Below are 19,838 nucleotides of genomic sequence, written 5' to 3' on the forward strand. Positions count from 1 at the left end.
GGGGCGGGTGCCGGTCGCGCGAAATACGCGCGGTGGCGACACCGCTGCAGAAATGGGGCGACGGGGCCTCCCGGTGTGGGAGGCCCCGTCGAGGGTGGTGCGCCACCGGCCGCGAGCGTGTCGGGTGGTGGTGGGGGAGCGGTGTCCGCGGATCAGGCGTTGCGGATCGCGGAGACGTCGAAGTCGAGCCTGATCTTCTCGGAGACGAGGACGCCGCCGGTCTCGAGCGCGGCGTTCCAGGTCAGCCCCCAGTCCTTGCGATTGATGGCGGTGCCGCCCTCGAAGCCGAGGCGGGTGTTGCCGAAGGGGTCCTGCGCCGAGCCGGTCTCGTCGAAGGCGATGGTCAGGGACTGGGTGACGCCCTTGATGGTCAGGTCGCCGGTGATCGCCCAGGTGTCGTCGTCGACCTTCTCGACCTTGGTGGAGACGAAGGTGATCTCGGGGTTGGCCTCGGCGTCGAAGAAGTCGCCGGAGACGAGGTGGCCGTCGCGGTCGGCGCTGCCGGTGTCGATGCTGGCGGTCTTGATGGTGACCTTGGCCCACGACTTGCTGGGGTCGGCGGCGTCGATGTGGGCGGTGCCCTCGAACTCCTTGAAGGCACCGCGGACGGTGGTGACCATCGCGTGGCGGGCGCTGAAGCCGATCCGGCTGTGGGAGGCGTCGAGGGTGTAGTCGCCGGTGACGTCGGTCAGCACGGAGGTCGGGGCGTCGAAGGTGTCCGCGGTGGCGGGGGCGGCCTGGTCGGCCTTGCGGGAGAAGATGCTCATGAGGGGCTCCAGGGGTTGTAGAAGATTCAACCGTACGGAGATGGAACCGGACCATGGTCCGATTCATTCCGCGGATTGGGTGGTCTGGACCACTTTTCTTGGAGGTGTCGCGGGAATCGCAGGCCGCGATGCGCCGCTCACTGCCCGATTTCGGGCAGGAAGTGGTGATTCGCGCTCGGACAGGGCCAGCATGGGTCCGTGCCTGCGGACCCCGCCCTCGTCACGCGCCTCGTCGCGACCACCGGACTCACCCCCGGCGAGGCGGCCCGGGTGGTGGAGGACGTCGTCGCGTTCTACGCCGAGCCCGTCGAGGACTACGTGCGCCGCCGGCACGCCCACCTGAAGACCTACGGGGCGAAGAACGACGAGATCTTCGCCCGCCTCGTCGAGGAGCTGGCCGACCGTGTCGTCGCCGCACCCCGGCTCACCGAGCGCCAACTGCGCCGGATCGTCTATGGATGAGGAGACCTGACATGTGCGGGATCGTCGGATACATCGGTGCACAGCAGGCGGCGCCGCTGCTGCTGGAGGGCCTGGCCCGGCTCGAGCACCGCGGCTACGACTCCGCCGGGGTGGCCGTGCTCGGCACCGGCCTGAAGACCAGCAAGCGGGCCGGCCGGGTGCGCGACCTCGGGGAGCAGCTGCCCAAGCGGTTCACCGGACGAGCCGGCATCGGGCACACCCGCTGGGCCACCCACGGACCGGCCAACGACGTCAACGCCCACCCGCACACCGACGGGAAGGGCGAGGTGGCGATCGTCCACAACGGGATCTTCGACAACGCCTCCGCCCTGCGCGCCCGCCTCGCCGACGACGGAGTCGACCTGGTCTCCGACACCGACTCCGAGGTGCTGGCCCACCTGGTGGCCCGCTCCGAGGCCCCGACCCTCGAGGGCAAGGTCGCCGACGCCCTGTCCGCCATCGAGGGCACCTACGGGGTGGCCGTGCTGCACGCCGACTTCCCCGGACGGATCGTGGTCGCCCGCAACGGCAGCCCGCTCATCATCGGCGTGGGGGAGAAGGAGATGCACGTCGCGTCCGACCTGGCCGCCCTGGTGCGCTACACCACCACGGTCGCCCACCTCGAGGACGGCGAGATGGCCACGGTGACGGCCACCGGGTTCACCACGTTCCGCCAGGACCTCTCGACCACCGACCGGCGCGCCACGACGCTCGACATCGACCCCGCGGCGTACGAAGCCGGCGTGCACGAGTCGTTCATGCGTAAGGAGATCCTCGAGCAGCCCGACAGCGCCCGGGCGATGCTGCGCGGCCGGCTCGACGAGCGGTTCGGCAGCGCGCACCTGGGCGGCCTCAACCTCGACGCCCGCGAGCTGCGCGCCATCCGCCGGGTCAAGATCCTCGGCTGCGGCTCGGCCTACTACGTGGGTGAGATGGGCGCCTCGCTGATCGAGGAGCTGGCGCGGGTGCCCGCCGACGCCGAGCCGGCGAGCGAGTTCCGCTACCGCAACCCCATCATCGAGCCCGACACCCTCTACGTCGCCGTCAGCCAGTCCGGCGAGACCGTCGACACCCTGCTGGCCGTCCAGGAGGTACGCCGCAAGGGGGGCCGCGTGGTCGGCCTGGTCAACGTGGTCGGCAGCGCGATCGCGCGGGAGTGTGACGGCGGCATCTACCTGCACGCGGGCCCCGAGGTGGCGGTCGCCTCGACCAAGGCGCTGACCAACATGTTCCTCGGCTTCGCGCTGGTGGCGCTGCAGCTGGGCCGGGTCCGCGACCTGTCCATCGCCGACGGCCGGCGGCTGATCGGCGGGCTGGAGCGGCTGCCCGCGCAGATCGGCGAGGTGCTGGCGGTCGAGGAGGAGCTGCGTGAGGTCGCCCACCGGCTCGCCGCGGCCGAGAGCCTCTTCTTCGTGGGCCGGGTGCGGGGCTTCCCGGTGGCTCGTGAGGGGGCGCAGAAGTTCAAGGAGGTCTCCTACCGGCACGCGGAGGCCTACCCAACCTCGGAGCTCAAGCACGGTCCGCTGGCGCTGATCGAGGAGTCGGTGCCGACGGTCGCGGTGGTGCCCGACGACGAGCTCACCGACCGCAACGTGGCGGCGCTGCACGAGATCGCGGCGCGCCGCGGGCCGCTGGTGGTGGTCACCCATCCGGGGGTCGACCTGGGCGACGTCGCGGCGACCCGGATCGACGTCCCGCGCAACGAGCGCGAGCTCGACCCGATCCTGCTCACGATCCCGCTGCAGCTGCTGGCCTACCACGCCGCCGAGCACCTGGGGCTCGACATCGACAAGCCGCGCAACCTGGCCAAGTCCGTGACGGTCGAGTAGTCGCCGACGGCGTCACGCCTACCACCCCCGACCGCGTGACCGACGTCGCCGCGCCGTGGAATGCCCACCGAGAGCACGCTGCCACTACCGTTGAGGCGATGAGCACGCAGGAGCACGAGCAGGCGACCGACCAGACCGAGACCACCCCCACGTTCGCGGACCTCGGCCTCGACGACGCGATGCTCAAGGCGCTGCGCGACGTCGGCTACGAGAGCCCATCGGCGATCCAGGCGGCGACGATCCCGCCGCTGCTCGAGGGTCGCGACGTCGTCGGTCTCGCGCAGACCGGCACCGGCAAGACCGCCGCGTTCGCCCTCCCGGTCATCTCCCAGCTCGACCTGAGGCAGAAGAACCCCCAGGCCCTGGTGCTCGCGCCCACCCGTGAGCTGGCGCTGCAGGTGTGCGAGGCGTTCGAGAAGTACTCCGCGCACCGCAAGGGCGTGCACGTGCTGCCGGTCTACGGCGGCCAGGGCTACGGCGTCCAGCTCTCGGCGCTGCGCCGCGGCGTCCACGTCGTGGTCGGCACCCCCGGCCGGATCATGGACCACCTCGAGAAGGGCACCCTCGACCTCTCCGAGCTGCGCTTCCTGGTGCTCGACGAGGCCGACGAGATGTTGAACATGGGCTTCGCCGAGGACGTCGAGACCATCCTCGCCGGGACCCCCGCCGAGAAGCAGGTCGCGCTGTTCTCGGCCACGATGCCGAGCCAGATCCGCCGCATCTCCAAGCAGTACCTCCGTGAGCCGGTCGAGATCACCGTCAAGAACAAGACCGCGACCGCGGCCAACATCACCCAGCGCTACCTGCTCGTCTCCTACCCGCAGAAGGTCGACGCGCTCACCCGCATCCTCGAGGTCGAGAACTTCGAGGGCATGATCGTCTTCGTCCGCACCAAGAACGAGACCGAGACGCTCGCCGAGAAGCTGCGGGCCCGCGGCTTGTCCGCGGCCGCGATCAACGGCGACGTCGCCCAGGTCCAGCGCGAGCGCACCGTCAACCAGCTCAAGTCCGGCAAGCTCGACATCCTCGTCGCCACCGACGTCGCGGCCCGCGGCCTGGACGTCGAGCGGATCAGCCACGTCGTCAACTACGACATCCCCACCGACACCGAGTCCTACGTGCACCGCATCGGCCGCACCGGCCGGGCGGGTCGCAGTGGCGACGCGATCTCGTTCGTGACCCCGCGCGAACGGCACCTGCTGCGCCACATCGAGAAGGCGACCCGCTCCCCGCTGGTGCAGATGCAGCTGCCGAGTGTCGAGGACGTCAACACCACGCGGCTGGCGCGCTTCGACGACGCGATCACCAGCGCCCTCGCCGAGACCGGCCGGGTCGAGCGGTTCCGCGACATCGTCGCCCACTACGTGCGCCACCACGACGTGCCCGAGCTCGACGTCGCCGCCGCCCTCGCCGTCGTCGCGCAGGGCGAGACCCCGCTGCTGCTCGATCCGGCGCAGGAGAAGCCCCTGCGCACCCCCCGCGAGGACGGCCCCTCCGGCGACCGCGGCGAACGCCGGGGGCGGCCCGAGCGGGCCCCGCGCGGACGCAGCGACGTGCCGATGGCGACCTATCGGATCAACGTCGGCAAGCGGCACCGCGTCGAGCCCCGCCAGATCGTCGGCGCGATCGCCAACGAGGGAGGGCTCTCCCGGCAGGACTTCGGCAGCATCTCGATCCGGCCCGACTTCTCCCTCGTCGAGCTCCCGGCCCAGCTGCCCGCCGAGACCTGGGAGAAGCTCCAGGGCACCCGGATCTCCGGGAAGCTGATCGAGCTGGCCCCCGACCGCGGCCCCCGCGGCGGCCGGCCCGGCTCGCCTCGCGGTGGCGACGACTCCGGCGCCGACCGGCCCCGCAAGCCGCGCCACAAGAAGAGCTAGGCCCCCGGCCGGAAAGGCTCGGAGCTCGCTTCGCTCGCGGTTCCCCGCGCTCGCCGGCCCCGCTGGCGGGCGGGGCGGAGGCGACCACTGGCGCGGCGCCGGTGCGACCTGCTTGAGTGACCTGCGCCACAACGGTGTGGCCAGTCACTCTCGGGAGAACGAATGCACCTCCGTCTGCTCGGCGCCCGCGCGCGCCGACTGCTCGCCCTGCTCCTCACCGTCCTCGCCACGGCAGGAGCCGCCGCCCTCGCCGCGGTCACCACCGCCGCGCCCGCCGCGGCGGCCCCGCCGCCCTACGTCGCCCTCGGCGACTCCTACTCCTCCGGCACCGGCACCCGCGCCTACCTCGACGACGGCAGCGACTGCCAGCGCTCGGCGTACGCGTTCCCGAGCCTGATCGCCGCCCAGAAGGGCTACGCGCTGAACTTCCGGGCCTGCTCCGGCGCCCGCATCGGCGACGTCCGGTCCACCCAGCTCGGCGCGCTCTCCACCGCCACCCGCTACGTGACGATCTCCGTCGGCGGCAACGACGCCGGCTTCGTCGACGTGCTCACCGAGTGCGCGATGCCCGGCTGGATGAGCAGCTGCAACGCCGCCATCGACGGCGCCCAGTCCTACATCGCCGGCACCCTCCCGGCCGCGCTGTCGTCGCTCTACGCCGAGATCCACACGTTGGCGCCCAACGCCCGGGTCGTGGTCGTCGGCTACCCGCGGGTGTTCATGGGCGAGGACTGCAACGCCCTCACCTGGTTCTCCCCCGCCGAGCAGACCCGGCTCAACCAGACCGCCGACCAGCTCAACAGCCGGCTGGCGGCCGCCGCGTCGGCTCGCGGCTTCGGCTTCGCCAACCCCACGTCGGCGTTCGTCGGCCACGCCGTGTGCGACAACCCCGAGTGGATCAACGGGCTGTCGAACCCGATCGCAGAGAGCTACCACCCCAACCGGCTCGGCCACGCCTCCGGCTACACCCCCCTGGTCGCCCAGCTGCTCACCGGAGCGCCGGCCCGGGTCGGCCCCGCCACCGTTCGCGCCGCCCTTGCGGACGCCGACGAGCAGGCCGCGCTCCAGCGTCGGTACGCCGATCGTGACGCCGCCATCGAGCAGAAGACGTTCCGCGCCCCGCAGGTCGCCGGCGCGCGCTGACCGATGCTCGGCCGCTCGTCGACGCGGCCGGCGGGGGTCCGAACTGGTAGAAGGGGGACATGCCTCGTCTTCCCGTCCGGACCCCCAGACGTGCCGTCGCCACCCTCCTCGGCGCGGCGCTCGCCCTGGGGCTCTCCGCCTGCGAGGGTGACGCCGATCCGCCGGACGGCGCTGAGGCCGCCGAGGCCGCCCGCGAGCTGGCCGCCGCGCTGTCCGCCGGCGACCTCGACGGCGTCGACTTCCGGGCCACCGACGGACCCGACGCCTCCGCCGCCCTCGACCTCGTCACCGAGGGCATGGGCGAGACCGAGCCGAGCGTCGAGGTCACCGAGGTGGTCGACGGCGACGACTCCGCCCGGGTGGAGCTGACCTGGAGCTGGCCGGTCGCCGACAAGATGTGGAGCTATCCGGTCGAGACCCGGCTCACCCTGGTCGACGACGAGTGGCAGGCCGGCTGGTCACCGTCGCTGGTGCACCCGAGCCTCAAGGAGCACGAGGTGCTCGCCCTCTCGACCGAGGGTGCGGAGCGGGGCGACGTGCTCGGCGCCGACGGCCGGGCGCTGGTCACGGCGCGACCCGTGGTCCGGTTCGGCATCGACCGCAGCCAGGTGCCCGAGCGGCGCGCGGGGGCCGCCGCCGGCCAGCTCGCCCGATTGGTCGGCATCGACGTCGCCCCCTACGTCGACCGGGTCGAGGCGGCCGGCGACCGGGCCTTCGTCGAGGCCATCGTGTTCCGCGCCGACGAGCTGCCCGCCCGGGTGGAGGAGGGCTACGAGCTGATCCCCGGCGTGCTGGCGCTGGCCGACGAGCTGCCGCTCGCGCCCACCCCCGAGTTCGCCGCTCCGCTGCTCGGCTCCGTCGGCGAGGTCACCGCCGAGATGATCGAGGAGCAGCCCGAGCGCTACCAGCTCGGCGACCGGGCCGGCCTGTCCGGGCTCCAGGCCCGCTACGACGAGCAGCTGCAGGGCCGGCCGGGCGCGGTCGTCCTCGCTCGCGACGAGCAGCAGGACGAGCGGGAGCTGTTCCGGGTGCCCGCCCGGCCGGGCCGGCCGCTCCGGCTGACCCTCCACCTCGACCTGCAGCGCGAGGCCGAGCGGCTGCTGGCGCAGGTCCGGCCCGCGAGCGCGCTCGTCGCGCTGCGACCCAGCACCGGCGACCTGCTGGTGGTCGCCAACGGGCCCGGCACCGAGGGCTACAACATGGCCAGCTTCGGCCAGTTCGCGCCCGGGTCGACCTTCAAGATCGTCAGCAGCCTGGCCCTGCTGCGCAGTGGGCTCACCCCCGACTCCCCCCTCGAGTGCCCCGACACCACCACGGTCGAGGGCAAGCAGTTCGAGAACTACGACGACTACCCCTCCTCGGCGGTGGGCAGGATCGCGCTGCGCACCGCGGTCGCCCACTCCTGCAACACCGCCTTCGTCGCGCAGACCGGCCGGCTGGGCGCCGACGACCTCGCCGGCGCCGCCGCGTCGCTCGGCCTCGGCGTCGACCACGACCTCGGCTTCCCGGCGTACTTCGGCAGCGTGCCGCCGCCGGCGTCCGACGTCGAACTGGCCGCCGACCTGATCGGTCAGGGCAAGGTGCTCGCCTCGCCGATGGCGATGGCGGCGGTGATCGGGTCGGTGCAGCGCGGCGAGCTGGTCGTGCCCCGGCTCCTCGAGCAGGTCGAGGTGTCCGCGCCCGACGGAGTCGCGCCACTCACCGGTGACGAGGCGAACGCGCTGCGGGCCATGCTGCGCGGCGTGGTCACCACCGGCAGCGGTGCCGGGCTCGCGGATCTGCCGGGGTCACCGGCGATCGCGAAGACCGGCACCGCCGAGTTCGAGCGCGGCGGCCGGCTGCGCACCCACGCCTGGATGGTCGCCGCCCAGGGCGACCTCGCCGTCGCCGTGTTCGTCGAGGAGGGCGCCTCGGGCTCCGGCACCGCCGGCCCGATCCTCGAGTCGTTCCTGCGGGCCGCCGGCGCGATCGGCGTCGGCGGCTGAGGCACGGTCCTGGGTCTCGGTGCGCTCGACCACCGGGACGGGTCAGGGCACCTGTGCCACCCCGGTGTCCTCGGAGAGCAGGTCCAGGTCGCAGACGGTGGCGGCCAGCTGCCCCGACGCCGCGGCCGCCAGCACCGACGCCTCCATCAGCGGCGCCTCGCTGCAGCGGGCCATGTCGCCTGCCGCGTAGACGCCCGGCAGGCTGGTCCGGCCCACCCCGTCGACGGCGACGCAGCAGTCGCCCTCGACGGTGTCGAGGCCGAGCCGGCCGGCGACGGGCGCGGCCTGGGTGGCCGCCGCCGCGAGCACGATGGCCTCGACGACCTGGTCGACACCGTCGCCGAAGACCACCCGGGCGCCGGCCGGGGCCGCCACGACCTCGCTCACCGGCTGGGTGCGCACCGGGATGCCGGCGGACTCGAGCGTCGCCGAGTCCTGGTCGCGCAGCGTTCCACCTCCGAGCAGCACCGTCACCCGGTCGGTGAACCGCTGCATCAGCAGCGCCAGTCGCACCGCGTGTGGTCCCTCGCCCAGCACCGCCACGTGCTTGCCGCTCTGCTCGTGCCCGTCGCAGTAGGGGCAGGGCAGCACCAGCGACCCCCACAGCTCCTCGAGGCCCGGCACGTCGGGCAGCTCGTCGCGCAGCCCGGTGGCCAGCAGCAGCTTGCGGCAGCGCACCGGCCCGCCGTCGGCGAGGTCGACGCGGAAGCCTGCGCCCTCGCGCGGCTCGGCCGGGAGATCGGGTGCGATGTCCACGGCGGCGACCTCGCGGACCTCGACGTGCGGGTACTTCGCCAGGTCGGCGCGTCCCGCCGCCCGGAACTCCTCGGGCGACCGGCCGTCCTGGGTGAGGAAGTTGTGCATCGCGGCGGTGGCCGCGTTGCGCCCCGCGCCGGCGTCGAGCAGCAGCACCCGCCGGTGCATCCGGGCCAGCGTCAGCGCCGCCTGCATGCCCGCCGGGCCACCGCCCACCACCACGACGTCGTGGCGGATCGCGGTGCCGTCGCCGGAGCCGGCCGCCCCGCGGGAAGTCGTCGCCTCGTCCATCGGTCCCCTCTCCTCGACCGACCGGGTGCCCAGGACGGCCGGCCGGCATGTGCGGCCGGCCGCCCCGCAGGCCCGCGGTCGGCGACTCGGGGTTCAGCTCTCGCGCGGGGTAACCGTGCGACCGACCTCCTCCGGCATCGGCTCGTAGCGGGCGAAGGTGCGGGTGAAGGTGCCGGCGCCGTGCGTCGCCGAGCGGAGGTCGACGGCGAACCGCACCAGCTCGGTCTGCGGCACCTCGGCGCGGATCGCGGTGCGGTCCTCACCGACCTTGTCGGTGCCTAGCAGCCGCCCTCGACGCGCGGACAGGTCGCTCATCGCCGGCCCCACCAGCTCGTCGGGCACCACCACGGTGACCGTGTCCAACGGCTCGAGCATCGAGATCGAGGTGGCCGCCGCCGCCTCACGCAGCGCCAGCGCCCCCGCGGTCTGGAAGGCCATGTCGGAGGAGTCCACCGCGTGCGACTTGCCGTCGGTCAGCGTCACCCGCAGGTCGACGACCGGGTAGCCGTTGCGCACGCCCCGCTCCATCTGGGCGCGCACCCCCTTCTCGACGCTCGGGATGAACTGCCGCGGCACCGAGCCGCCGACCACCTTGTCGACGAACTCGAACCCGCCGCCCTGTGGCAGCGGCTCGACCTCGATGTCGCACACGGCGTACTGGCCGTGGCCGCCGGACTGCTTCACGTGGCGCCCCTTGCCCTTGGCGCTGCCGCCGAACGTCTCGCGCAGCGGCACCACGACCGGCACCTCGTCGACGTTCACGCTGTAGCGCTCGGCCAGCCGCTCGAGCAGCACCTGTGAGTGCGCCTCACCCATCGTCCACAGCACCAGCTGGTGGGTCTCGGGGTTGTTCTCCACCCGCAGCGACGGGTCCTCGGCCGCCAGGCGACCCAGCGCCTGGGAGAGCTTGTCCTCGTCGGCCTTGCTGCGGGCCACCACCGCCACCGGCAGCAGCGGCTCGGGCAGCGACCACGGCTTCAACACCCGGGGTGTGTCGATCGCCGAGAGCGTGTCACCGGTCTCGGCCCGGGTCAGCCGGGCCACGGCGGCGATGTCGCCGGCGACCACCGTCGTGGTGCCCAGCTGGGTGCGCCCGAACGGGTGGCTCAGCCCCCCGACCTTCTCGTCCTCGTCGTGGTCCTCGTGGGTGGAGCCGTCGCCGAAGAACGCCGCCGAATGGCCGGACACGTGCACGGGCTGCTCGGCGGTGAGCGTGCCGGAGAAGACCCGCACCAGGCTCAGCCGGCCGACGTACGGGTCGCTGGTCGTCTTCACGACCTCCGCCACCAGCGGGCCGGCGGGGTCGCAGGTGACCGGGTCGGCGGGCTTGCCCTCGGGGTGGAACACCTCCGGGGAGGGGTGCTCGGACGGTGAGGGGAAGCCGCGGGTGGCGAGGTCGAGCACCTCGGTGCACCCGACGCCGGTCATCGCGCAGACCGGAAGCACCGGGAAGAACGTCGCCCGGGCGACGGCGCGTTCGAGGTCGGCGACCAGCACGTCCTCGGCGATCTCCTCACCGCCGAGGTAGCGGTCCATCAGGCCCTCGTCCTCGGACTCCTCGATGACCGCCTCGATGAGCGGACCGCGCAGGTCGGGGTTGCCGTCGGGAGCCAGCAGCCGGGCGACGGCGGTGACCTCCTCCCCGCTGCGCACCGGCTCGACGACCGGGACGACCTTCTCGCCGAACGCGGCTTGCGCCTGCGCGAGCAGCTCCTCGTAGTGGGCCCGGGCCTGGTCGAGCTTGGTGACCACCACGGCCCGCGGCATGGAGACGTCGGCGCATTCGCGCCAGATCGCCCGCGTGCCGGCGTCGATGTCCTCGTTCGCGGCGATCACGAACAGCGCGCAGTCGGCGGCGCGCAGCCCCGCGCGCAGCTCACCGACGAAGTCGGCGTAGCCGGGGGTGTCGATCAGGTTGATCTTGATGCCTTCGTGGACGACGGGCGCGACGGCCAGGGAGATGGAGCGGCCGTGCGCCTTCTCGGCGTCCTCGAAGTCGGTGACGGTGGTGCCGTCGCGCACGCTTCCGGCGCGTGGCACGGCTCCGGCCGAGGCGAGCAGCGCCTCCACGAGGGTGGTCTTGCCGGACCCGGCGGGTCCGACGAGCACCACGTTGCGGATCCGATCGGGGCTGCTCGCCTCCAGATCCTGGCCCGCTGGTCTACGCGCATTTCCCTTGTCTGCCACTGCCAGCACCTCCTGCTGCCACCGTCGTCACGCCCGGTGGGCCAGGAGCGTTGGGTCGCCGCGGGAGCCCGGTCCGGGCCGTTTGGATCAGGCAACTCCTCTTCGCGGCGCGGGGCAAGGGTCGATGGTCCCGGGACGCCGCCGGCTGCGTCATCCGAGGCGGTCGTCCGAGCGACCGGTTCGTACGACGTCACCGGGGACGTCGTACGAGGTGGCTGCCGGGGCGACCGGAACGTACGACGTCGCGGGAGCACGACCAGGGCGGATGACGCGACCGGAGCGGAGGCCGGGACCCCACGTGGCGGGCCCGGAAATGCGGACCGGCCGCGGCGCGGTGGGGACGCGGCGCGGCCGGTACGAGGCGAACCCCTCGCTGCATGGGGTCAGCAAGGGGTTCAGTGCCGCCTTCGCGGTGCTCCCTCCGAAGTCGACAACCACAGGATTCCACGGGGTAGGTGGTCTGTCCCGCATTTGTTCCAACTGCCCTGGATGACAGGGTGTGGCCCATGACTGGTCTAGAGTTCCCGGCCCCCGAGCAGTGCCGCCTGTTCGTCGGTGGCGAGTGGCGCGACGCCGACGGCGGTGCCCGGTTCGAGGTGCACGATCCCGCTGACGGCTCGGTCCTGACCGAGGTGGCCGACGGGTCGGTCGCCGATGCTGTCGAGGCGCTCGACGCCGCGGTCGCCGCCCAGTCCGACTGGGCGCGCACCCCGCCGCGGGAGCGCGGCGAGATCCTGCGCCGGGCCTTCGAGCTGATCACCGCCCGGGCCGACGACTTCGCCCGGGTGATGAGTCTCGAGATGGGCAAGACCGTCGCCGAGGCGCGGGGCGAGGTCGCCTACGGGGCCGAGTTCTTCCGCTGGTACGCCGAGGAGGCGGTGCGCATCCACGGCCGCTGGATGCAGAACCCCGCCGGTGGGAGTCGGCTGCTCACCCTGAAGAGGCCGGTCGGGCCGTGCCTGTTCATCACCCCGTGGAACTTCCCGTTGGCGATGGGCACCCGCAAGATCGGCCCGGCCGTGGCCGCCGGCTGCACGATGGTGGTCAAGCCCGCCCACGAGACGCCGCTGACCATGCTGGCGCTCGCGGCACTGCTCACCGAGGCCGGGCTTCCCCCAGGCGTGCTGAACGTGGTGCCGACCACCCACGCCGCCGCGGTCAGCGAGGCGCTGATGGCCGACGACCGGCTGCGCAAGGTCAGCTTCACCGGGTCCACCGCCGTCGGCAAGGTGCTGGTCAAGCAGGCCGCCGACCAGCTGCAGCGGGTGAGCATGGAGCTCGGCGGCAACGCGCCGTTCCTGGTCTTCGAGGACGCCGACGTCGACGCCGCCGTCGACGGGGCGATGGTGGCGAAGATGCGCAACATGGGTGAGGCATGCACCGCCGCCAACCGGTTCCTGGTGCACCGCGCCGTCGCCGAGGAGTTCGCCGAGCAGCTGGCCGCCCGGATGGGTGCGCTGCGAGTCGGCCGAGGCCAGGACGACGGCGTCGATGTCGGCCCGCTGATCACCGACAAGGCCGTGCGCACCGTCGAGCGGCTGGTCGGCGCCGCGGTCGAGGACGGCGCCCGGGTCGTGGTCGGCGGCACCGCTCCCGAGGGTGCCGGCCACTTCTATGAGCCCACCGTGCTGCTTGACGTCCCGGCCGGATCCGACATCAACGCCGAGGAGATCTTCGGACCGGTCGCACCGATCACCGTCTTCGACACCGAGGACGAGGCGGTGGCCCGCGCCAACGACACCGAGTACGGCCTGGCCTCCTACGTCTTCACCCGCGACCTGGCCCGGACCATCCGGCTCGCGGAGGCGTTGCAGTTCGGCATGGTGGGCGTCAACAGCGGCCTGATCTCCAACGCCGCTGCACCGTTCGGCGGGGTGAAGGCGAGCGGGTTCGGCCGGGAGGGCGGCTTCGAGGGGATCGAGGAGTACCTCGACACCACCTACGTCGCGCTCCCCGGCGGCTGAAGGCTGCTCCGGCGGGTCGCTCAGCGCCCGCGGACCGGGCGGGTGCGGTCGTCGCGCGGCTCGAGCAGATCGCGCAGCCAGGCGTCCCAGCCGCGGCCGAGCAGGTCTCGCCCCGGCTCGGCGGTGCCGGAGGTCGACCACCAACCGAACAGGTCGTCGGCGCCGCCGGGATCCTCGCCGCCGGCGTGCAGCCGCAGCGTGACCGAGCGCGCGGGTCGCAAGGCCTCCAGCGCCCCGCGGGCCAGCGGGGCGATGCGCTCGCCGAACCTGCGCGGCGAGAGGTCCGCCGGTGCGTCCGCGCCGGGAACGCGCAGCCACAGGTCCAGCTGGTAGCCGCCGTCGAACCGGCCGAGCCCCCACCGGTCGGCCGGGAGCGGCAACCCGGGTGAGGTGACGGTCGCGGGGACCCGGCGGGCGGCGCGCAGGTCGGCGTCGGTGGGGTTCCCGACCAGCGCCAGGCTGCCGTCGTCGGTGCTGAACCGCCACTCGGTGCGGGGTCCGGGCAGCTCGACGTCGGCGGCCTCGGCCAGGTCGAGCGCCACCGTCTCGGCGGACACCTGCACCACGTTGCCGGCCGAGGTCCGGTCCAGGACCAGGCCGCCGTCCAGCGCGTCGGCCAGCCGCAGCCAGCCGCGCAGCAGCGCGATCCGGCGGGGCTCGTCGACGAGACTCTCGTCGGCGAGCAGCAGGTCGCCGTCCCCGCGGGCGATCTCGAGGGTGTAGCTGACGTAGCCGGCGTTCTGGGCGGCCTCCGCCATGGCGGCCAGCACCGACCCGGCCACGGCCGCGGTGATGTCGGGTTCGACCATCACCGAGAGCCGGGCCAGCCGGTCGTCTCCGGGTGGGTCGACCTCGGCCTGGGCCACGCCCTCGACCTGGCTCAGGCGCGCCCCGGCACTGCGGGCCCGGTCGGCCTCGCCGGCGCAGCCGCCGAGCGCGAGCAGCCCCACGAGCGCCACCGCGGTCAGCGGGTGACGGCCGGCGTGGTGCCGGCGTGTCACCCCCAGGACCGCCATGCCCTCCATGCTCCCAGTCGCCGCGGCGGTGTGCGCGAGGAACCGTCCGATCTGCCCGGCAACTCCACCCAGCAATCTCGTCACACCCGGCCACCCGCCGGTGCGGCAGGATGCCGTCATGGAGCCCTACCAGGACGTGCGCGCCGGCTATCTGGAGTTCGCGGCGTACGCCGAGGGCGAGTCGCCGTGCTTCGAGGAGTGGGCGCGTGGCGTCGCCGACGACGCCGACGTGGTGGCGTGGCTGGAGCGGCTGCCACCCCTGAAGCGACAGCCGAACCTGGTCTTCGCGGCCGCTCGCCACCACGGCGTGCCGGCCCCGGGACCGTACGCCGGACTCCGCGCCGCCCTGCTCGGCGACGGCGGCGAGATCCGGGCGACGATCTCCACCCGGGCCACGCAGACCAACGAGGTGGGCCGGCTGGCCACCCTGGTGCCGGCGCTGTCGGTGATCTCGTCGGCCGCGGGCGAGGCCCCGCTCACCCTCGTCGAGGCCGGGGCCAGTGCCGGCCTCTGCCTCTATCCCGACCGTTGGGCCTACACCTGGCGGACGGCCGAGGGCGAGGTGCATGCGGCGCCGCCCGGGCACCCCGCCGACGGGCCCCGGCTGAGCTGCGAGGTCACCGGGCCGGCGCCGCTGCCGGGCCGGCCACCACGGGTCGCGGCCCGCCACGGACTCGACCTGTCTCCGGTCGACGTCACCGACGACGATCAACTGGGCTGGCTCTCCACCCTGGTGTGGCCGGAGCACGAGGACCGGCGCGAGCGACTGTCCGAGGCCGTCCGTGTGCTGCGGCGCGAGCCGCCGCGGTTGGTCGCCGGTGACCTGCGCGGCGACCTCGCCGGGCTGGTGGGACTGGTCGAGCAGGTGGCGACGACGGCCGAGGGCCCGGTGGTGGTGTTCCACAGCGCGGTCGTGGCCTACCTCGACGAGCCCGACCGCCGGGCGTTCGCGGCCACGATGGCCGAGCTGGTGGCGGCGGGCACCTGTCACTGGGTCAGCAACGAGGGCCCGAACGTGGTGCCCGAGGTGACGGCGAGCGCACCTCCCGCGGTCGACCGTTCCACCGACTTCGTGCTGGGCGTCGACGGCCGCGCGGTGGCCTGGACCCATGGTCACGGTCGCTCGATGCACTGGTTCGGCACCGCCGGCTGACCAGACCCTGGCCAGGTCGTGGCCGGCTGCGTCGGCCTCCGCGTTGACCTCGAGTGCGCTCGAACTTGTCTGATGCTCGCATGCGAGCGATCAGCCTCCCCGGTCTCGACTCCGCCGGAGGGCGGACGACGCGTGGTGCGGCGCGGGCCGTGCCCGGGTGGTCACCGATGAATCCGTTCGACGGTGTCGGTCCCCACGTGTTGACTGCCGCCCGGGGCCCTCGGGGGGCCCGCCCGCCGGCCGACGTGCCGGCGGTCACCGTGGGGCGGCGGGGGAGGATCCACCGATGAGCGAGACGAGCCAGCCGACGATGCCGCCGGCGCCGGCCCGGCCGACCCCGGATCCGGCGCCGGCCCGGCGGCTTCCTCGGGCGCTCACGCCCTTCCGGCACCCTCCCTACCGCCGGCTGGCCGCGGCGCTGGTGCTCTCGACGTTCGCCTCGGGCGTGTGGGTGGTGGCCCTGGTGTGGGAGGTCATCCGGATCGGCGGCGGCCCTGCCCAGCTGTCGGTCGTCACCACCGCCAGCGCGGTGGGGGTGTTGTTGCCGGCGCTGCTCGGTGGGGTGGTGGCCGACCGGGTCCCCCAGAAGCTGATCCTGCTCGGGGTCGCCTCGCTCGAGCTGGGCGGCATGACGGTCGTGGCGGCGCTCTCGCTCGCCGACCTCACCCAGCTGTGGCATCTCGCGGTGATCACCTTCCTCACCGGCGTGGGCATGGCCTTCTACTACCCCGCCTACTCCGCCTGGCTGCCGGCGCTGGTGCCCGAGTCCGACCTGATGGCCGTCAACGGCTTCGAGGGCATGGTCCGGCCCACGATCGGCAACGCCCTGGGGCCGGCGGTGGCCGGTGCGGTGGTCGGTGCCGTCTCGGCCGGCGCGGCGGTGTCGGTGGCCGCGTCGGCGGCCGCCGCCGGACTGGTCGCCCTCACCTGGGTGCCGCTGACGCCGGTGCGTCGCGACGCCTCCGCCGGCGCCGGGCCGGCCAACCCGGTGGTCTCGGCCCTGCGCGACATGCGCGAGGGGTTCGGCTACATGCTGGCCACGCCCTGGCTGCTGGCCACGCTGCTGTTCGCCTCGCTGATGATCCTGGTGATGATGGGGCCGCTCGAGGTGCTGGTGCCGTTCATCGTCAAGGACCGGCTCGGTGGCGGCCCCGGCGGCCACGCGTGGGTGCTCGCCGCGTTCGGCGTCGGCGGCGCCGTGGGGTCGATGGTGATGGCCTCGCTGCGCATGCCGCGCCGCTACCTGACCTGGATGAACCTGCTCTGGGGGGTGGGGTGCCTGCCGCTGGCGGTGATGGGGGTGGCCACCGAGCTGTGGATGGTCGTCGCAGCCGCGCTCGTGCTCGGCGCCGCGTTCTCCGCGCCGGTGGTCATCTGGGGCACGCTGCTGCAGCGCCGGGTCCCGCCCCACATGCTGGGCCGGGTCGCCTCGCTCGACTTCTTCGTCTCCGTCAGCCTGATGCCGGTCTCGATGGCGCTGGCCGGCCCGGTCAGCGAGGTCCTGGGGCTCCGCACGACGTTCCTGCTCGCCGGCACGGCACCGGTGGTGTTCGCCGTGGTGGCGGTGGTCGCCGCGCGGCTGCCGGCCGACGAGCTGGCCCACCCCCTGCGCGACGAGCCGGAGCCGCTGTCGGGCTCAGGCGGGCAGCCCGAGTGCGCTGGCCAGCCGGGTGCGTGAGCGGATCCCCAGCTTGCGATAGACGTGGGAGAGGTGCCACTCGACCGCCTTCACGGTGATCACGAGCTGGGCGGCGATCTGCCGGTTGGTCAGCCCCTCGGCGGCCAGCCGGGCGACCCGGCGCTCCCCGGCTGTGAGCGCCGCCATCGCCTCCGACTGCACCGGCTGCGGATCCTCGCCGACCCGCTCGAGCAGCCGCCGCACCCGGCCCTGCAGGGGCCAGAGCTCCTGCCGCCCGGCGTACCTCTCGGCGGCGCGCAACAGTCGCACCGCCTCGGCGAGCTGCGCCGGCGCCACGGCGGGCGAGAGCAGCAGCAGGCCGGCCAGGTCGGTGCCGATCTGGGCGGCCAGCCGGTCTGCCCGCACCGGCTCGAGCGCGTCCAGCGCCAGCCGGAGCGTGGCGACCCGGTCGACGGTCACGTCGGCGGTGGCCAGCGTGCGCAGGGCCAGCGCCCGGTCGTACGCCGAGCCCCGGGCGGCGTCGACCTGCTCGCGGGCGAGCAGGGCGGCCTCGCGCCCCCGGCCCAGGTGCAGCAGCACCAGCGCCGCGCCGCAGCGCCAGGGCAGCGACCTGTCGCCGTCGGGACCGTGATCGCCCCAGGCCGGCAGCGAGCCGACGGCGAGGTAGCCCTCGAGCGCGACGTCGAACTCGCCCATGGCGGCGGCCAGCTCCGCGCGGGCGTGCTGGGCCACGGCGCCGGCGTACGACGGGCGCTGCAGCAGCGGCGTCAGCTGGTCGCCGGCCAGCATCGCGGCCGTGAGCTCGCCGCGGGCCAGGAGGCACTCCACCCGTGCGGCGCGGGCCAGCGCGAGGTCGTCCTCGGTGAGTCGCGACTCGGAGAGCGTGGCCAGGGCGCCGAGCGCCTCGGTGAGCCTGCCCTGGCGCATCAGCGCGCGCGCCTCGGGGACGCCGGAGCCACCGCGCCGGGGCGCGGGCACTCGGAGCGCGTTCCCCGTCGCCTGCATGGCCTCAGGCTAAGAACCCGGCGGCCCGGGTGGGGCGGGAACCAGGGGATTGCCCGACGGTGGACCAGATGGGTGGCGGCCCAGGAACGCCGGCAGCAGGTCGGCGGCGTCGGCCCCGGCCGGCAGCGGCACCGGCTCGCCGAACCGTCCGTCGCGCCGCTGGGAGGGCACGACGACCGCGGCGACCTCGAGCAGCTCCGACGCGAGTGACTCTGGCACCGGGCCGCCGCGCCCGGTGGCCCGGCCGACGTCCCAGCCGTGCACGGTGATCTCGAGCGCTGCGGCGCCGACCAGGAGTGGGGCGGCCAGGAACCGGTCGCCGACCGCGACGCTCCCGCCCCCGGAGTGGCCGGCCCCGACCGCCGCCGAGAGCGTCGTCCAGGAGCCCAGCAGCCGGCAGGCCTTGGCCTGCAACCGATCGACGCGGGCGCCGGTCCGGTCGGCCGGCCCCTCGGCACCCACCGCCCCGCCGGCGGCCTCGGTGAACGCGTCGAGCGCGTCCTCCATGTGGGCCAACAGCCGCGCCAGCGACCAGCCCGCGCAGGGCGTGCTCCGGCCGAGGTCGTCGGAGGTCACGCCGGCGAGCGCCACGCGAGTGTAGGCCAGCGACCGGTCCAGGAGCTCGACGGCCGCGTCGAGCTCCCGGCTCACCTCGGAACCAGGCTCAGGGGATGGTCGCCGGGACGGTAGTCGGCGCCCAGCCGCTCCGGCAGGTCGAACTTCGCGAACAGCGCGGTGTCGAAGAACGCGTGCACGTGCTGCACCCGGGCACCGTCGAGCTCGAGGACCTGCAGCTGGAACGGCCGGAAGTCCCCGTCGCCGGGCGAGCGCATGTAGAGGCCGAACGCCGGCTGGCCGTTCGCGGAGGTGCGCAGCATCGGCATGTCGTTCCAGCCGCCGGGGCAGTGGTTGCTGATCAGGTCGGCGATGCTGTCGGCGCCGACGTACCAGTTCAGGAACGGCGGCATCTCCCAGATCGCCTCGGAGGTCAGCAGGCTGACGATCTCGTCGACGTCCTTGCGCCAGAACGCGTCGACGTAGCGGTCCAAGAGCTGCTGCTGGGCCTCGTTGAGGTCGGGCTGCACGGTCTCGGCGGTGAGGCCGCGGCCGGCGAGCTGGGCGTGCGCCCGCTGCAGGGCGGAGTTCACTGCTGCGGAGGTGGTGTCGAGGGCGACCGCGGTCTCGGCGGCCGACCACCGCAGCACGTCGCGCAGGATCAGCACCGCCCGCTGTCGGGCCGGGAGGTGCTGGAGGGCGGCGACGAACGCGAGCCGGATCGAGTCGCGCTCCTCGACGACCACGGCGGCGTCGGGCACCGGCTCGAGCCAGGCGACCTCGGTGCTCTGCTCGAGCTCCGAGCCCGCGGGGGAGTCGGGGGTGCCGAGACCGGTGGGCAGCGGCCGGCGGGGCCGACCCTCGAGGTTGGTCAGGCACACGTTGGTGGCGATCCGGTAGAGCCAGGTGCGCACCGACGACCGGCCCTGGAAGTCGGCCGAGGCCTTCCAGGCGCGCAGGAAGGTCTCCTGGACGAGGTCCTCGGCCTCGTGGACCGACCCGCTCATCCGGTAGCAGTGGGCCAGCAGCTCGCGCTGGTAGCGCTCGGTCAGGGCGGAGAAGTCCGACAGCTCACCGGCAGGTCCTGCCGGGTCGGGGGCCGTGCGGGTCGGGCTCGGTGGGGAGGTGGGGGTCATGGGGGTGGTCTCCAGCGCCGTGGGTGCAACCATGGGGGCTCCTTCAGTCTGCTCCCCCGGACCGACCCCCGTC

15 protein-coding genes are annotated in these 19,838 nt (G+C 73.8%); 8 read left to right on the forward strand and 7 right to left on the reverse strand.

Annotation, left to right across the window (positions count from 1 at the left end):
• Window positions 1-152 precede the first annotated feature (152 nt).
• Entirely contained in the window at window positions 153-767 is a 615-nt protein-coding gene (locus D6B71_RS08810; RefSeq protein WP_121254118.1) for a YceI family protein, read from the reverse strand.
• Window positions 768-965: 198 nt separating this feature from the next.
• Here D6B71_RS08810 and D6B71_RS08815 point away from each other — a divergent pair, with 198 nt between their 5' ends.
• The 5 genes from D6B71_RS08815 to D6B71_RS08835 all read left to right on the forward strand — a co-directional run bounded on the left by D6B71_RS08815 (window position 966) and on the right by D6B71_RS08835 (window position 8,063).
• A complete protein-coding gene (locus D6B71_RS08815) occupies window positions 966-1,229 on the forward strand; it encodes a hypothetical protein (protein WP_121254120.1) in 264 nt (87 codons plus the stop codon).
• 11 nt (window positions 1,230-1,240) lie between these two features.
• Complete coding sequence (gene glmS, locus D6B71_RS08820) at window positions 1,241-3,058, forward strand: glutamine--fructose-6-phosphate transaminase (isomerizing) (protein ID WP_121254122.1); 1,818 nt, start codon at window positions 1,241-1,243, stop codon at window positions 3,056-3,058.
• A 98-nt stretch (window positions 3,059-3,156) separates the two neighbouring features.
• The gene (locus D6B71_RS08825) at window positions 3,157-4,935 is read left to right on the forward strand and encodes a DEAD/DEAH box helicase (protein WP_121254124.1); all 1,779 of its coding nucleotides are present in this window, start codon (window positions 3,157-3,159) and stop codon (window positions 4,933-4,935) included.
• A gap of 162 nt (window positions 4,936-5,097) precedes the next feature.
• Window positions 5,098-6,078, forward strand: coding sequence for an SGNH/GDSL hydrolase family protein (locus tag D6B71_RS08830; RefSeq protein ID WP_121254126.1), 981 nt, complete (start codon window positions 5,098-5,100; stop codon window positions 6,076-6,078).
• Between the two features lie 59 nt (window positions 6,079-6,137).
• Window positions 6,138-8,063, forward strand: a complete 1,926-nt coding sequence (locus tag D6B71_RS08835) for a penicillin-binding transpeptidase domain-containing protein (protein WP_121254128.1) — start codon at window positions 6,138-6,140, stop codon at window positions 8,061-8,063.
• 42 nt (window positions 8,064-8,105) lie between these two features.
• Here the strand turns inward: D6B71_RS08835 and D6B71_RS08840 are convergent, their stop codons facing one another.
• The gene (locus D6B71_RS08840) at window positions 8,106-9,110 is read right to left on the reverse strand and encodes an NAD(P)/FAD-dependent oxidoreductase (protein ID WP_121254130.1); all 1,005 of its coding nucleotides are present in this window, start codon (window positions 9,108-9,110) and stop codon (window positions 8,106-8,108) included.
• Window positions 9,111-9,203: 93 nt separating this feature from the next.
• The gene (locus tag D6B71_RS08845) at window positions 9,204-11,306 is read right to left on the reverse strand and encodes an elongation factor G-like protein EF-G2 (RefSeq protein WP_338036789.1); all 2,103 of its coding nucleotides are present in this window, start codon (window positions 11,304-11,306) and stop codon (window positions 9,204-9,206) included.
• A 497-nt stretch (window positions 11,307-11,803) separates the two neighbouring features.
• On the opposite strand from D6B71_RS08845, the gene D6B71_RS08850 reads away from it, so the two are divergent.
• Window positions 11,804-13,261 (forward strand): NAD-dependent succinate-semialdehyde dehydrogenase, encoded by a 1,458-nt coding sequence (locus D6B71_RS08850; protein WP_121254134.1) that lies wholly within the window; start codon window positions 11,804-11,806, stop codon window positions 13,259-13,261.
• Window positions 13,262-13,281: 20 nt separating this feature from the next.
• Here D6B71_RS08850 and D6B71_RS08855 read toward each other — a convergent pair whose 3' ends face one another.
• Window positions 13,282-14,277, reverse strand: a complete 996-nt coding sequence (locus tag D6B71_RS08855; RefSeq protein WP_121254136.1) for a hypothetical protein — start codon at window positions 14,275-14,277, stop codon at window positions 13,282-13,284.
• Between the two features lie 118 nt (window positions 14,278-14,395).
• On the opposite strand from D6B71_RS08855, the gene D6B71_RS08860 reads away from it, so the two are divergent.
• Window positions 14,396-15,430, forward strand: a complete 1,035-nt coding sequence (locus tag D6B71_RS08860) for a DUF2332 domain-containing protein (protein WP_121254138.1) — start codon at window positions 14,396-14,398, stop codon at window positions 15,428-15,430.
• A gap of 286 nt (window positions 15,431-15,716) precedes the next feature.
• On the forward strand, window positions 15,717-17,108 hold the full coding sequence (locus tag D6B71_RS08865) for an MFS transporter (protein ID WP_206051641.1): 1,392 nt from the start codon (window positions 15,717-15,719) through the stop codon (window positions 17,106-17,108).
• Here the strand turns inward: D6B71_RS08865 and D6B71_RS08870 are convergent.
• From D6B71_RS08870 to D6B71_RS08880, 3 genes are read right to left on the reverse strand one after another with little or no spacing between them, the layout of a single operon-like run.
• Entirely contained in the window at window positions 17,067-18,074 is a 1,008-nt protein-coding gene (locus tag D6B71_RS08870; protein WP_121254140.1) for a LuxR family transcriptional regulator, read from the reverse strand. The two genes, D6B71_RS08865 and D6B71_RS08870, sit on opposite strands and share 42 nt — an antisense overlap.
• Before the next feature lie 9 nt (window positions 18,075-18,083).
• Window positions 18,084-18,725, reverse strand: a complete 642-nt coding sequence (locus D6B71_RS08875; RefSeq protein ID WP_121254142.1) for a TIGR03086 family metal-binding protein — start codon at window positions 18,723-18,725, stop codon at window positions 18,084-18,086.
• On the reverse strand, window positions 18,722-19,798 hold the full coding sequence (locus D6B71_RS08880; protein WP_121254144.1) for a sigma-70 family RNA polymerase sigma factor: 1,077 nt from the start codon (window positions 19,796-19,798) through the stop codon (window positions 18,722-18,724). The genes D6B71_RS08875 and D6B71_RS08880 overlap by 4 nt, the downstream gene beginning before the upstream one ends.
• Window positions 19,799-19,838 lie beyond the last annotated feature (40 nt).

This window comes from Nocardioides ferulae (genome assembly GCF_003660455.1).
In the GTDB taxonomy this organism is placed as follows: Bacteria; Actinomycetota; Actinomycetes; order Propionibacteriales; family Nocardioidaceae; genus Nocardioides; species Nocardioides ferulae.

Coding starts and splice junctions, on each gene's coding strand:
- D6B71_RS08810 (WP_121254118.1), bottom strand. CDS start 767: ATGAGCATCTTCTCCCGCAAGGCCGACCAGGCCGCCCCCGCCACCGCG.
- glmS (WP_121254122.1), top strand. CDS start 1,241: ATGTGCGGGATCGTCGGATACATCGGTGCACAGCAGGCGGCGCCGCTG.
- D6B71_RS08825 (WP_121254124.1), top strand. CDS start 3,157: ATGAGCACGCAGGAGCACGAGCAGGCGACCGACCAGACCGAGACCACC.
- D6B71_RS08830 (WP_121254126.1), top strand. CDS start 5,098: ATGCACCTCCGTCTGCTCGGCGCCCGCGCGCGCCGACTGCTCGCCCTG.
- D6B71_RS08835 (WP_121254128.1), top strand. CDS start 6,138: ATGCCTCGTCTTCCCGTCCGGACCCCCAGACGTGCCGTCGCCACCCTC.
- D6B71_RS08840 (WP_121254130.1), bottom strand. CDS start 9,110: ATGGACGAGGCGACGACTTCCCGCGGGGCGGCCGGCTCCGGCGACGGC.
- D6B71_RS08850 (WP_121254134.1), top strand. CDS start 11,804: ATGACTGGTCTAGAGTTCCCGGCCCCCGAGCAGTGCCGCCTGTTCGTC.
- D6B71_RS08855 (WP_121254136.1), bottom strand. CDS start 14,277: ATGGCGGTCCTGGGGGTGACACGCCGGCACCACGCCGGCCGTCACCCG.
- D6B71_RS08860 (WP_121254138.1), top strand. CDS start 14,396: ATGGAGCCCTACCAGGACGTGCGCGCCGGCTATCTGGAGTTCGCGGCG.
- D6B71_RS08865 (WP_206051641.1), top strand. CDS start 15,717: ATGAGCGAGACGAGCCAGCCGACGATGCCGCCGGCGCCGGCCCGGCCG.
- D6B71_RS08870 (WP_121254140.1), bottom strand. CDS start 18,074: ATGCAGGCGACGGGGAACGCGCTCCGAGTGCCCGCGCCCCGGCGCGGT.
- D6B71_RS08880 (WP_121254144.1), bottom strand. CDS start 19,798: ATGGTTGCACCCACGGCGCTGGAGACCACCCCCATGACCCCCACCTCC.